Source organism: Streptomyces graminofaciens, from assembly GCF_030294945.1.
GTDB classification, from domain to species: Bacteria; Actinomycetota; Actinomycetes; order Streptomycetales; family Streptomycetaceae; genus Streptomyces; species Streptomyces graminofaciens.
In genome coordinates, this window is record NZ_AP018448.1 from 3167652 (window position 1) to 3181039 (window position 13388).

The following is a 13388-nucleotide window of genomic DNA, read 5'->3' on the forward strand; positions in this document are numbered from 1 at the left end:
AGGACTTCAGAGAGAATCCCCAGGGGAAAAGGGCACCGAAACCGCCGTCGCCACCAGCCCCGGCCGCACCGTCCAGCGGCCGTCGAAGAACCCGACACGCCGGCCTTCCACGACCGGTCCGGGCACGAGCAGTCGGGCGCGCAGGGTGCCGGAGCGGCCGTCGGGTCCCACGGCCACCTCGATGTCGGCCTCCGAGAAGTCCAGCCACTGGGCGGTGAGCGGGAACCACGCCTTGTAGACCGACTCCTTTGCGCTGAACAGCAGCCTGTCCCAGTGGACCGAGGGGTGGTCGGCGGTCAGCCGGGCGAGGCGCGCGTTCTCCGTGGGGAGCGCTATCGCCTCCAGGACGCCGTCGGGCAGGGGGCCGTGCGGTTCGGCGTCGATGCCGAGGGAGGCGAGGTCGGTGGCGCGGACCAGGGCGGCCGCCGCGTACCCCTCGCAGTGGGTCATGCTGCCGATCAGCCCGTCCGGCCAGCCGGGGGCGCCGCGCTCACCGGGCAGGATGGGCTGCGCGGGTACGCCGAGCTTCTCCATGGCCCGCCGGGCGCAGGCGCGTACGACGGTGAACTCCCGGCGCCGCTTCTCGACCGCCCGGGCGACGACCGCCTCCTCCTCGGGGAAGAGCGCGGCCTCCCCCGCTCCGTCGCTACCGTGCGCCTCCACGGCCACGACCGACTCCGGGAGCAGCTCCTCGATCACCGGCTCCGACCTCCATCGGCAGAATGCGGCGCAGCTGTCCCGGCGGCACCGGGCGCGGACGCCATTCGCGGGGGTAACCCACCGACACCTCTTCGAAGCGGACCCCGTCCAGCCAGGTGGTCCGTGGGATGTGCAGATGACCGTAGACCATCACCTCGACGCGGAAGCGCCGGTGCCAGTCGGCGGTCAGCTCCGTGCCGCACCACATGGCGAACTCGGGATAGCGCAGCACGTCCATCGGGTGCCGGTCCAGCGGGTAGTGGTTGACCAGCACCGTGGGCGTGTCGGCGGGGAGGGCGGCGAGCCGGCGCTCGGTCTCGGCGACCCGGGCGCGGCACCAGGCGTCGCGGCTCGGATACGGGTCGGGGAACAGCACGTGCTCGTCGGTGCAGACGATGCCCGTCTCGTGCGCGTACGCCAGCCCCTCGGCCTTCGTCGTGCAGCCCTTGGGCAGGAACGAGTAGTCGTACCCGAGGAAGAGCGGTGCGACGATCGCGGGTCCGCCCGGGCCCTCCCACACCGGGTAGGGGTCCTCGGGCGTGACGACGCCCAACTCCCGGCAGAGGCCGACGAGATACTCGTAGCGGGCGACTCCGCGATGCGGGACGGTCTCCTTCGGGTGGGTCCACAGCTCGTGGTTGCCCGGCGCCCAGACGACCTTCGCGAAGCGGCCGGCGAGGGTCTGGAGCGCCCAGCGGATGTCGACGGCCGTCTCGGCGACGTCACCGGCGACCAGCAGCCAGTCGTCGTCCGTCTCCGGGCGCATCCGCTCGACCAGGGCGCGGTTCTCCGCATAGCCGATGTGCAGATCGCTGATGGCCAGCAGGTTCCCCGAACGGCCGACCGTCGACTCCACCCGTACTCCTTCCGAGACCGAATGGAAACACAAGAACACACGTGCGCGCCGATGGACAAGAGTGGCCTGTTGAGAGCCCCGCCGAGTGGCTGACAGGCCATGCGCACATGGCGTGATCATGGCTCGACGGACCCAGGCCGGAAGGATTAACACGCGCGTGACAGAAACAGGGGTCCCGGTGGCCTTATGATCGGCGACAACACCACCGCCACGCCCGTCCTTCGCGTCGGCGGTTCGGCGTACCTCCATCTCCCCTGGCCGGGCACGGCCTGCTCCGCCGTGCCCGCGAACCGTAGAAAGGCGGCCTGCATGGGCTCTCGCGTACGCGTCTGGCTCAACCGCACGTACGCGGAGAACGTGTTCTTCATGGATCAGCTGCGGAGTAATCCGCATGCTCGACCAGTCGACATCCATGCGACGCACGGTGACGCCGACTCCCCCGTACTGGCCGCGGCCGACACCGCCGATCTGGAGCCGGACGGCCTGTCCCCCGCCGCGTACGTCGAGTACGCCCTCGACCAGTGCGCCAAGCGTTCCATCGACGTGTTCGTGCCCCGGCTGCACCAGGCGGTCATCGCCGCCCACCGCGAGGAGTTCGCCGCCGTCGGTACGGCGCTCCTGGCGCCGCCCGCCGAGTCCATCGAGGTCTTCGAGGACAAGGTGACCGCGTACGAGGCGGTCCAGGCGTTCGGGGTGCCCGTGCCGCCGTGGTTCCGGGTGCGGACGGCCGATGAACTCGTCGCGGCTGTCGACGAGTTGGAGGCCGACGGGCACAGAGCGTGCTTCAAGCCGGCGGCCGGGGCGGGCGGTGTGGGCTTCCGCGTCGTGACGCGCGCCCCCTTCTCGCTCACGCACCTCAGCGGCTTCCCGAGCCCGTACGTTCAGCTCGACATGGTCGTCGACGCGGTGCTCGCGGCCGAGGAGCCGGTGGACTGGCTGGTCATGCCCCGTCTGGAGCAGCCGGAGGTGTCGGTCGACTGCCTGACCGGGCCCGACGGGCGGGTCCGTATGGCCGTGGGCCGCACGAAGAACGGCCGTCGGCGGGGCTTCACGTCGCACCCCTCGTGGATCGAGCCCGCGCGGCTCATCGCGGAGAAGTTCGCGCTGCATTATCTGACGAACATCCAGTTCCGGATGTTCGGGGACGAGCCCGTACTGATGGATGTCAACACGCGTCCGGCGGGTGGGCTGCATCAGCTGGCGCTGTGCGGTGTCAACGCGCCTTGGGCGGCTGTGCAGTTGGCGCTCGGCGAGGACCCGGGGGATGTTGTCCCGGCCCTGCTGGGTCAGGACTACACCGTGGTGTCGGGGACGCGGCCGTTGCGGGCGGTTTCGGCGCCGGTGCCGCATCCGCGGGTTGAGGCGGAGGTCGTCGCCGGGGTTGTGGCGGAGGGTGTTGAGGTGCGGGCGCTGGAACTGGGGCCTGTGGATGCGCCCGCGTGCGCCCCGGCCGTGCGCAAGCCGTCGGCCGACCGTCCGTTGGCGGTCTGAGCCCGCCTCAGGGTTTCCTTTCTCGCCCCCGCCGCCCCCGCCGCCCCTTCACCCCCGACTGCTGCGCTTGAGAGCTCGGGTGGGTTGGGTTCGTCTGCGGCTGCGGGGTCGTCGGGGTTGCTCGCGCAGTTCCATGCGGCCGTGCTTTCAGGGGCGCGGGGAAGTGTGCGACAAGCCCCCACCGACCCGCAGCCGACACACATGCCCAGGGGGCCTGGGGGCGCAGCCCTCAGGGATGGGACGGGTAGGGGCGGCGGGGGCGAGAAAAGTCCGCTACGATTCGCAGCCCCACAGCTCTGCCAACTCCCGCAAGCGAGGCGGCAGTTGAGCGTGGGGGTCGGCCGCGCGGGCCGGTTGGATTCGGCCGGACTTGATCGTGGCGGACCAGTCGCCGAGCTGGGGGCGGAACGTGCCGTGGTCCTTGTCGCCGCAGTCGAGCATCCCGGGCTCCCACTCGGTGGACAGGCCCTCCGCCAGTTGACACCTCACCACTCTCACTTCGCACTCTCGCGTAGTCCCGTATCACAGGGGCAGCAGGCGAACCGCAGGTGTCACGGAGACAGCCGGCTGTGGTCGCGGCGGGCAACGTACCCGCCGCGACCAGCGGATCTACTCCATCCCTACTTCTTGGTGGGAGACACGGTCACTTCCTGCCCACGGCCAGCCTCAGCGTCTGCACCTCGAAGGGGCGCAGCGTGACCGGCACACCGTCCCCGTCGGTCGCCGCCTCCGCCAGCGGGCGTTCCAGCAGGTCCGTGACCTGGGCCCCGGCCAGCGGGAAGCCCGTGCGCAGCACGCCCGACGCCCGGCCGCCGCGCGATTCGTACAGGCGCACCACCACATCGCCCGAGGCGTCGTCGGCCAGCTTGACCGCCTCGACCGTCACGCCCTCGCCCTCCACCGAGACCACCGGCGCCGGTGCGCCCGCCGCGTCCGCGACACGCAGCGGCAGGTTGAGCGCGTAGCCCTCCGCCACCGCGTCGCCGATCGTCGCACCGGGAAGCAGGGAGTACGTGAAGCGGTGGCTGCCCTGGTCGGCCTCCGGGTCCGGGATGCGCGGGGCGCGGACCAGGCTGAGGCGGACCGTGGTGGTCGTACCGCCGTCCTCGCGGACCGTGCGGGAGACGTCGTGGCCGTAGGTCGAGTCGTTGATGACCGCGACGCCGTAGCCGGGCTCGCCGACATGCACCCAGCGGTGGCCGGAGACCTCGAAGCGGGCCGCCTCCCACGTGGTGTTGGTGTGCGTGGGGCGCTGGACGTGGCCGAACTGGATCTCGGCGGAGGAGTGCGCGGCGCGGACGTCCACCGGGAAGGCGGCCTTGAGGATCTTCTCGGCCTCGTGCCAGTCGATGTCGGTCTCGAAGTCGACGCGGGGGCTGCCGGCACGGAGGGTGATGGTCTGGGTGATGCGTGAGCCCTTGCCGAAGGCCCGCTCCACACGGATCGCTCCGATCAGCGGGTCCTCCTCCACCACCGTGATGGACGAGGGCTCCAGCAGGTCCGTGTAGCGGTTCTTGTAGTGCTTGTCGATGTCCCAGGCGTCCCAGTAGTTGGGAAGGTCGGTGTGCAGGCGCAGCAGGTTGCCCTTGTCGCCGAGGACCTCCCGGCCGGCCTTCAGATCGCGTACGGAGGACAGGGTGCCGTCCTCGGCGATCTCGACCCTCACCAGACCGTTGTCCAGGACACGCCCGGAGACCGTCACCGGGTGCGGGGGCTCGGAGGCGGTCAGGGGTGCGCTGCCGTTGGCGGGCACCCGCACGTACACCGGTGCTCCCGATGCCGTGCGGACGACTTCGGAGCGGTCGGACGGGCCGGCGTTGAAGACCCGCGCCTCGCCGGCGCCCAGCGCGGCGACCGCCTCGGCCGTCAGCTCCTCCAGTTCCTTCGCGACGCGCGCGTACTCCGCCTCCGCCTCGCGGTGCACCCAGGCGATCGAGGAGCCGGGCAGGATGTCGTGGAACTGGTGGAGCAGGACCGTCTTCCAGAGCCGGTCGAGCTTCTCGTAGGGGTAGGCGTAGCCGGGGGCGTGCAGCGCGGCCGTCGTCGCCCACAGCTCGGCCTCGCGCAGCTTGTGCTCGGAGCGGCGGTTGCCCTGCTTGGTGCGGGCCTGGGAGGTGTAAGTGGCGCGGTGCAGCTCCAGGTAGAGCTCGCCGTTCCAGACCGGGGCGTCCTCGTACTCGTCGCGGGCGGCCTTGAAGAAGTCGTCGGGGTGTTCGACGACGACCTTCGGGGAGCCTTCGAGGTCGGCGAGGCGCCGGGCCCGTTCCATGATCTCGCGGGTGGGGCCGCCACCGCCGTCGCCCCAGCCGAAGGGGGCCAGCGAGCGTGTGCCACCGCCCTTCTCCGAGTAGTTCCGGACGGCGCGGTCCATCTCCTCGCCGCTGAATCGGGCGTTGTAGGTGTCGATCGGCGGGAAGTGGGTGAAGATGCGGGTGCCGTCGATGCCCTCCCACCAGAAGGTGTGGTGGGGGAACTTGTTGGTCTGGTTCCAGGAGATCTTCTGGGTGAGGAACCAGTCGTTGCCGGCGAGCTTGGCGAGCTGCGGGTAGGCGGCGGTGTAGCCGAAGGAGTCCGGCAGCCAGACACCCTTGGTCTCGATGCCGAAGTGCTCGATGAAGAACCGCTTGCCGTGGATGAGCTGGCGCGCCATGGCCTCGCCGCCGGGCAGGTTGCCGTCGGCCTCGACCCACATGCCGCCGACGGGCGCCCACTGGCCCTTCTTCACCGACTGCTGGATCCGGGCCCAGACCTGCGGGTAGTTGTCGCGCACCCATTCGTACTGCTGGGCCTGCGAGCAGGCGAAGATGAAGTCCTCGTACTCGTCGGCGAGCGACGTGACGTTCGAGAAGGTGCGGGACGTCTTGCGCTTGGTCTCGCGGATGGGCCAGAGCCAGGCCGAGTCGATGTGCGCGTGGCCGACGCCGGAGATCGTGTGGGCGCTGGCGTGGGCGGGACGCGCCAGCACCGGGGCCAGTACCTCGCGGACGGCCGTCGCGCTGCCGGAGATGTCGTCCAGGTCCACGGCGTCCATGGCCCGGTCCAGGGCGTGCAGGATCTCGTGGCGGCGGGGGTCGTGCTCGCCGAGGTGGACCATCAGCTCGCGCAGCACCTGGAGGTCGAGGTCGAGGTGCCAGACCTCCTCGTCGAGGACGGCGATGTCGGCCCGCCTGAAGACGTAGATCGGCTTGTCGCCGGCGGTCAGGATGTCGCCGAGGTGGGTGATCTTGGAGAAGTTGTCGGCGAGGATGTCCGGGTTGGAGGCCGCCTCGACGAGGTAGTCGATCTCCTCGCCGCCGGTGGCCGGGTTGGCGATCGCCACGTACTGGTTGAGCGGGTTGACCGCCTTCAGCGGGGTGCCGTCGGTGAGGTGGACGAGCGCCTCGGCCTGGTTGCCGGGCCAGTCGCCGGTGAAGCCCAGGTCGATGACCGCCTCGACGCGCTTCCCGGCCCACTCGGCGGGCACCCGGCCGCGCATCCGGAACCAGGTCGTCCCCCACGGCGGGCCCCAGGGGGTGTCCATCGCGAAGGGCGCGTACGAGGCGGCCGCGGCCTCCGCGAAGGGGACGGGCTCGCCGGGCGCCTGCCAGGCCTCCACCTCGAAGGGCACGGTGGCGGCGTAGATCGCGGGCTGGATGCGCTGGGTGTGGACGCGCTCGACGCGTTCCTCGATGCGGCGGCGTTCGTCGTGCATGAAAGGTCTCCAGAGAGGGAGAGAAGCGGATCGGAGCGAATCCGAGCGGATTGGAGCGCGCGGCGGGAAAGCGCTTTCCGGAGGGTGCTACCTAAGGTACGCCAGGCCGGGGTGAACCTCTGCGTAGCCCTCCACCAGCCTGCGGGCCACGTTCACCGAGTCCACCAGCGGATGCAGGGCGAAGGCCTTGACCGCGGTCGTGCGGGAGCCGGACTCGGCGGCGGCCAGGACCTCGCGCTCGACGCCCTTCACCGCGCAGACCAGGCCGGTGGCGTGGTCGGGCAGCGGGTCGACGGCGACCGGGTGGGCGCCGTTGGCGTCGACGAGGCAGGGCACCTCGATGACGGCCTCGCCGTCGAGGACCGCGAGGGCGCCCTTGTTGCGGACGTTGAGGATCAGGGTGGTGCGCTCGTCGCGGGCGATGGCCCGCATCAGGGCGAGGGCGACCTTCTCGTAGCCGCCGGAGAGGTCGTCGGCGTCGCGTTCGCCCGCGCCTGCCGTCTCCCGGTTCTCCGACATGTACGTGGCCTCGCGCTCGGCGCGGGTGCGGTCCCAGGCCTTCAGGGCGTGGGCGTCCGGGCGGCGCATCTCCTCGTAGAAGTGGGCCTGCTGGTCCTTGAGGAAGGCGCCGCGGGTCTTGTCGGCCGCCTGGTAGGCGCGGACGGCCTCACGGTTGAAGTAGTAGTAGTGCAGGTATTCGTTCGGGATGGCGCCGAGGGACTGGAGCCAGTCCACGCCGAAGAGCTTGCCCTCCTCGAAGGAGCCGAGCAGGTCGCGGTCGGCGAGGAGGCGCGGGAGTTCGTCGCGGCCCGCGACGCGCAGGCCGCGGACCCAGCCGAGGTGGTTGAGGCCGACGTAGTCGATCCAGGCCTCGCGCGGGTTCGCTCCCAGTACCCGGGCGATACGGCGGCCGAGGCCGACGGGTGAGTCGCAGATGCCGATGACGCGGTCGCCGAGGTGGCGGGACATCGCCTCGGTGACCAGGCCGGCCGGGTTGGTGAAGTTGATCAGCCAGGCGTCGGGGGCGAGGCGGGCCACGCGCCGGGCGATGTCGACGGCCACGGGGACCGTGCGCAGGCCGTACGCGATGCCGCCGGCGCCGACGGTCTCCTGGCCGAGGACGCCCTCGGCGAGGGCCACGCGCTCGTCGTTCGCCCGGCCCTCCAGGCCGCCGACGCGGATCGCGGAGAAGATGAAGTCGGCACCCTTGAGGGCCTCGTCGAGGTCGGTCGTGGCGGTCACCTCGGGGGCGTCGGGCACACCCGCCGCCTGCTCGGCGAGGACCCGGGTCACGGCGGAGAGCCGGTCCCCGTCCAGGTCGTGCAGCACGACCTGGGTGACCCGGCCCTCGGCCCTGTCCCCGAGGAGCGCCCCGTACACGAGCGGCACCCGGAATCCTCCGCCGCCCAGAATCGTCAGCTTCACGCAACTACCACCTTTGCCGATCGTGCCTGTCGTGCGGGCCGCCCCGACACGTGTCATCCCGTCACGGGTGCGCGGATCGCCGACCCGCCTGTTCGAGGTCACGCGCCTCGCGCGGTGACGACCTCGACCCCCGCCTCCTCCAACGACGAACACGTCGACTGGTCCACGGGCCCGTTGGTCACCAGCACGTCGAGTTCCCCGGGGCCGCAGACCCGTGCCATCCCCGTGCCGGGGAACTTCGCGGAGTCGGCGAGCAGGACGACCCTGTCGCTCGCCTTGATCATCGCGCGTTTGACGGGGACCTCGACGACGGTGGTGTCCATGACCTGGCCGCCGGGCCGCACTCCGCTGGTGCCGAGGAACAGCCAGTCGGCGTGCAACTGGCGCAGGTTGTCCTCGGTGAGGAAACCGACGAGGGAGCGGTACTCACGGCGGACCATACCGCCGAGCAGCACCAGCTCGATGCCCTCGTCGTCGGCCAGCTCCTCGTAGACCACCAGGTTGCTGGTGATCACGGTGAGGCGGCGGCCGTGCAGCTGCCGGGCCAGGCGGTAGGCGGTGGTGCCGATGTCGAGCAGCACGGACTGGCCGTCGCGGACCATCGAGGCGGCCGTGGCCGCTATGGCGTCCTTCTCGGCCACCCGTACCTCGGCGACCTCGGCGAAGGGCTGGTCGCCCTCGTCCACCACGGCGCCGCCGTGGACACGCGTGAGCAGCCCCTCCTCCTCCAGCCTGACCAGGTCACGCCTGATGGTGGCGGGGCTCACACCCAGCTGCTCGGAGAGATCGGTCACGGCTGCGGGGCCACCGGAGCGCAGGGCCCGCAGGATGAGTTGGTGTCGTCGTTCTGCCAGCACGCGCTGCACACTACTCGTCATCTTCAATCATTTCCATGCTCACTTCTGCTCGGGTATTGACCAATCTCCCGGATCAGCGCACGATTCCGGGCATCGAATTTGAAGAGTTCTGACGAGAGGTGCTCGCGTGGACCACGACCGGCCCGATGTGGTGCTGACCGGGCTGCTCTTCTACGACCTCGTCCTCACGGGGCTCGGCAGGCCCCCCACCCCCGGCGAGGAGATCTGGACCGGCGGCATGGGCTGCGGCCCCGGCGGCATCGCGAACCTCGCCGTGGCCGCCGCCCGTTTCGGCCTGAACACCTCTCTGGCCACGGTCTTCGGCGACGACTACTACGGCGCGTACTGCCGTGAGGTCCTCGCCGGTCAGGAGGGCGTCGACCTCTCGCTGTCCCGTACGGCGGACGGCTGGCACACCCCGGTCACCGTCTCTCTCGCGCAAGGTCACGACCGGGCCCTGGTCACCCACGGCCAGGAGCCCCCGTACTCGCAGGACACGCTGATGGGCGACCCGCCCGAGGCGCGCACGGCGCTCGTGCATCTGGAGGCCGAGCCGCGCGACTGGCTCGCCAAGGCCGCCGCGAACGGCACGCGCATCTACGCGGACGTCGGCTGGGACCCCACCCAGCAGTGGTCCCGTGACCTCCTCGACCAGCTGACCCTGTGCCACGCCTTCCTCCCCAACGAGACCGAGGCGATGGCGTACACCCGCACCGACAGCGCCGTCGCCGCGCTCGGCACGCTGAGCGAGCTGGTGCCGGTGGCCGTGGTCACGCGCGGGGGCGAGGGCGCGGCCGGCGTCGACCAGACGACCGGCGAGTACGCTGACGTCCCCGCCCTCGACACCGATGTCCTCGACACGACGGGCGCCGGGGACGTGTTCGGCGCGAGCTTCGTCGCGGCCTCCCTCGGCGGCTGGCCGCTGGAGGAACGGCTGCGGTTCGCCGTCCTGGCCGCAGGTCTGTCGGTGCGGCACCACGGCGGTGCGCTCGCCGCCCCCGGCTGGTACGGCGTCGACCGCTGGTGGCGCTCGCTGACCGACCCCGGCCTGAAGAAGGCCTACGGCTTCCTCGCGGACCGCATCCCGGCCGACGTCGGCCCGCCGGTGCACCACGCCCCGGTCACCCCGCCGGTACGGCTGCCCTGATCCCCCCAGAAAAACGCCCCTCAGCACCACGAACAGGAACAAACAGGAGTGACCCGTGGACCTTTCTCGTAGAGGCTTCCTCCAGGCCGCCGTACTCACCGCGGCAGCCTCCGGCCTGACCGTCGCCTGTGGCGACGACTCGGGATCCGGCGGTACCAAGAACGGCAAGAACCTCACCATGTGGTACTGGGGCGGCGCCCTCAGCGACAAGGTGGTCGCCGAGGCCAAGACGCACTTCAGCAGCAAGATCAAGCTGACCAGCGCCTCCATCGGCGGCGACTTCAAGCAGAAGCTCACCACCACCCTCGCGGCGGGGGGCAGCTCCGTGCCGGACATCACCGGCATCAAGGGCGAGGACATCGCCTCCTTCCTGCCCAACGCCGACCGCTTCCTCGACCTGAACGACCTGGGCTTCAAGAAGATCTCGTCCCAGTACCTGGAGTGGAAGACCAAGCTCGCCCAGACCAAGGACGGCAAGCAGATCGGGTTCCCGATCGACATCGGTCCCACCGCGCTCTTCTACCGCGCGGACCTGTTCGACAAGGCGGGGCTGCCCACCGACCCGGCCAAGGTCGCCGCCGAGGCCAAGACCTGGGACGACTACTTCGCGCTCGGCTCGGAGTTGAAGAAGGCGCTGGCCGGCACCTTCCTGGTCAACAACATCAGCTCGGTGTTCAACATCGTGGTGGGCCAGGGCACCAAGCGGTTCATCGACGAGAACAACCACTTCATCGGCGACCAGGACCACATCCGCGCCGCGTGGACCACGGCGATCCGCCCCTACACGCTCGGCCTCGACGCCAAGATCAACGACAACACCTGGAACGCCGCCATCGGCAAGAACCTGACCACCGAACTCGGCGCCGCCTGGCACGCGCTGGACATCGAGTCGGCGGCCCCGGGCACCAAGGGCAAGTGGCGGGTCTGTGCGACGCCCGGCGGACCGGCCAACCAGGGCGGCTCCTACCTGGCCCTGCCCAAGCAGTGCCGCAACCCCGAAGAGGCATTCAAGATCATCAGCTGGATCCTCAGCCCGGACAACAACGCCAAGAGCTTCACCGACGCCGCCATCTTCCCCGCCTCCCCGGCCTCGTACGCGATGGACGCCATGACGGGCCCCGACGCCTTCTTCGGCGGACAGAAGATCATCGAGGTCTTCGGACCCGCCGCCGAGGCCATACCCGTGAGCTACGAGGCCCCCGCCGACTCCGCGGTCATGGCTCCCTTCATGGCCGAGCTGAGCAGCATCGAGGCCAAGGGCAAGAAGCCCGACGACGCCTGGAAGGACGCGGTCTCCCAGGCCAAGCAGATCGCCAGGCGACAGGGGGTGAGCTGAGTGTCGTCACCTCCGGTCACCGGCCCCGCCACGGTGCAGGAGCACCGTGGCGGGCCGGGCCCGGCCCGCTTCCGCCCGCGGCGCACCCCGCCCGCGGGCGTCGCGCGGCCCGCACGTCGTGGGGTGCTGTCGTACTGGCGGCAGTACCTGGCGATCTCACCCTTCTACCTGATCTTCATCGCCTTCTCGTTCTTCCCTGTCTTCTATTCGCTGTATCTGGCCTTCCAGCGCTACGACGGCCTGGGCACCAAGCAGTTCGTCGGTCTGCAGCAGTTCGAGTTCCTCTGGAACGACCCGGTCTTCTGGCTGTCGATCCGCAACACCCTGGTGATCTGGGTGCTGTCCACCGTTCCCACGCTGTTCGGCGCCCTGGTGCTGGCGACGCTGCTGCACTCGGTGCGCCGCTTCAAGGGCTTCTACCGCATCGCCCTCTATGTGCCGAACGTGACGTCGATCGTCGCCGTGGCGATCTTCTTCGGCGCGGTGTTCAGCAACAACTTCGGCCTGGTCAACGCGATCCTGGGCACGGTCGGCATCTCACCCGTCCCGTGGCTGAGCAATCCGTGGCTGATCAAACTGGTCATCGGGCTGCTGATGACCTGGATGTGGACCGGCTACAACATGATCATCTATCTGGCCGGACTCCAGGCTATCCCCCAGTCGGTCTACGAGGCTGCCAAGATGGACGGCGCCGGACCGGTGCGGACCTTCTTCCAGATCACCATTCCGATCATGCGGCCGATCATCCTGTTCACCGTCATCGTCTCGACCATCAACGGCCTGCAGAGCTTCAGCGAACCCCAGGTGCTCTTCGCCAGCAACGCCGCCAACGCGAACCTCGGCGGCCCGGGCCAGGCAGGCCTGACCACGCTGCTGTACTTCTACCAGTCGTCCTTCCTCGACAACGACTACGGCTACGGTGCGGCCATCGTGTGGGCCTTCTTCGTACTGATCATCGTGCTCGTCGTCATCAACTGGCGCATCGTGCAGCGAGGGAGTAAGTCATGACGGCAGCGGCCACGACGCGGCCGGCCACGGGTGCGAGGTGGCTGCGCCGCCCCAAGGGCCTCACCGCGCACATCTTCCTCATCCTGGCCGTCCTGATCTCGGTCTTCCCGTTCGTGTGGACGATCGTGATGGCGACCAACACCACCAGTGACATCTACAAGAGCCCACCGAAGCTGACCTTCGGCTCCCATCTGCTGGAGAACATCCGGCATGTGCTCGACACCATCGACTTCTTCGGGTCGATGCTCAACACGGTCATCGTGGCGTGCGCCACCACCGTCCTGGTGCTGTTCGTCGACTCCCTGGCGGCCTTCGCCTTCGCCAAGTTCGACTTCCCCGGGCGCAAAATGCTCTTCGGCACGCTGCTGGTGTTCATGATGCTGCCGCTCCAGCTGGCCGTCCTGCCGCAGTTCATCCTCATGTCCGAGATCGGCTGGGTCGGCATGCTCAAGGCACTGGTCTGGCCCGCCCTCTCCAACGCCTTCGGCATCTTCTGGCTGCGCCAGTACATCGAGAACGGTGTGCCCGACGAACTGCTCGACGCCGCGCGCATCGACGGCGCCGGTTTCTTCCGTCAGTACTGGAACATCGCACTGCCGATGATCAGGCCCGCGTTGTCCTTCCTGGCCATCTACGCCTTCGTCAATGCCTGGAACGACTACGTCTGGCCGCTCATCGTGCTCACCAACCCCGACCACGTCACGCTCCAGCTGGAGCTCGCCCAGCTCAACGTCGGCCACAACACCGACTACAGCATGGTCATGGCCGGGGTGCTCATGGCGTCCATCCCGCTGGTCGTGGTCTTCGCCGTCTTCGCGCGCGGGTTCATCGCGGGCGCCACCGAAGGCGCCGTACAGGGCAGCTGAACCGGAGTCGCG

At 69.7% G+C, this 13388-nt stretch carries 11 protein-coding genes; 5 read left to right on the forward strand and 6 right to left on the reverse strand.

Annotated elements, in window-relative coordinates; genetic code table 11:
• Positions 1 to 6: 6 nt before the first annotated feature.
• Together SGFS_RS13675 and SGFS_RS13680 are read right to left on the reverse strand one after the other, a co-directional pair.
• On the reverse strand, positions 7 to 699 hold the full coding sequence (locus SGFS_RS13675) for a 4'-phosphopantetheinyl transferase family protein (RefSeq protein ID WP_286250273.1): 693 nt from the start codon (positions 697 to 699) through the stop codon (positions 7 to 9).
• Complete coding sequence (locus SGFS_RS13680; RefSeq protein WP_286250274.1) at positions 647 to 1555, reverse strand: metallophosphoesterase family protein; 909 nt, start codon at positions 1553 to 1555, stop codon at positions 647 to 649. Before SGFS_RS13680 ends, SGFS_RS13675 begins: the two co-directional genes overlap by 53 nt.
• A gap of 309 nt (positions 1556 to 1864) precedes the next feature.
• On the opposite strand from SGFS_RS13680, the gene SGFS_RS13685 reads away from it, so the two are divergent.
• Positions 1865 to 3046: an ATP-grasp domain-containing protein gene (locus tag SGFS_RS13685; protein WP_286259910.1), complete on the forward strand. Its 1182-nt coding sequence runs from the start codon at positions 1865 to 1867 to the stop codon at positions 3044 to 3046.
• 273 nt (positions 3047 to 3319) lie between these two features.
• Here SGFS_RS13685 and SGFS_RS13690 read toward each other — a convergent pair whose 3' ends face one another.
• The 4 genes from SGFS_RS13690 to SGFS_RS13705 form a co-directional block, all read right to left on the reverse strand.
• Entirely contained in the window at positions 3320 to 3535 is a 216-nt protein-coding gene (locus SGFS_RS13690; protein WP_286250275.1) for a hypothetical protein, read from the reverse strand.
• Positions 3536 to 3689: 154 nt separating this feature from the next.
• The gene (locus tag SGFS_RS13695; RefSeq protein ID WP_286250276.1) at positions 3690 to 6737 is read right to left on the reverse strand and encodes an alpha-mannosidase; all 3048 of its coding nucleotides are present in this window, start codon (positions 6735 to 6737) and stop codon (positions 3690 to 3692) included.
• Positions 6738 to 6824: 87 nt separating this feature from the next.
• The gene (locus tag SGFS_RS13700; RefSeq protein ID WP_286250277.1) at positions 6825 to 8162 is read right to left on the reverse strand and encodes a 6-phospho-beta-glucosidase; all 1338 of its coding nucleotides are present in this window, start codon (positions 8160 to 8162) and stop codon (positions 6825 to 6827) included.
• A 98-nt stretch (positions 8163 to 8260) separates the two neighbouring features.
• Positions 8261 to 9019, reverse strand: a complete 759-nt coding sequence (locus tag SGFS_RS13705) for a DeoR/GlpR family DNA-binding transcription regulator (RefSeq protein ID WP_286259912.1) — start codon at positions 9017 to 9019, stop codon at positions 8261 to 8263.
• Positions 9020 to 9146: 127 nt separating this feature from the next.
• Here SGFS_RS13705 and SGFS_RS13710 point away from each other — a divergent pair, with 127 nt between their 5' ends.
• From SGFS_RS13710 to SGFS_RS13725, 4 genes are all read left to right on the forward strand, one after another.
• Positions 9147 to 10166: a carbohydrate kinase family protein gene (locus SGFS_RS13710; RefSeq protein ID WP_286250278.1), complete on the forward strand. Its 1020-nt coding sequence runs from the start codon at positions 9147 to 9149 to the stop codon at positions 10164 to 10166.
• Positions 10167 to 10221: 55 nt separating this feature from the next.
• On the forward strand, positions 10222 to 11502 hold the full coding sequence (locus SGFS_RS13715; protein ID WP_286250280.1) for an ABC transporter substrate-binding protein: 1281 nt from the start codon (positions 10222 to 10224) through the stop codon (positions 11500 to 11502).
• Positions 11503 to 11625: 123 nt separating this feature from the next.
• A complete protein-coding gene (locus tag SGFS_RS13720) occupies positions 11626 to 12510 on the forward strand; it encodes a carbohydrate ABC transporter permease (protein WP_286259914.1) in 885 nt (294 codons plus the stop codon).
• The gene (locus SGFS_RS13725) at positions 12507 to 13376 is read left to right on the forward strand and encodes a carbohydrate ABC transporter permease (RefSeq protein ID WP_286250281.1); all 870 of its coding nucleotides are present in this window, start codon (positions 12507 to 12509) and stop codon (positions 13374 to 13376) included. Before SGFS_RS13720 ends, SGFS_RS13725 begins: the two co-directional genes overlap by 4 nt.
• The last annotated feature ends 12 nt before the right edge of the window (positions 13377 to 13388 follow it).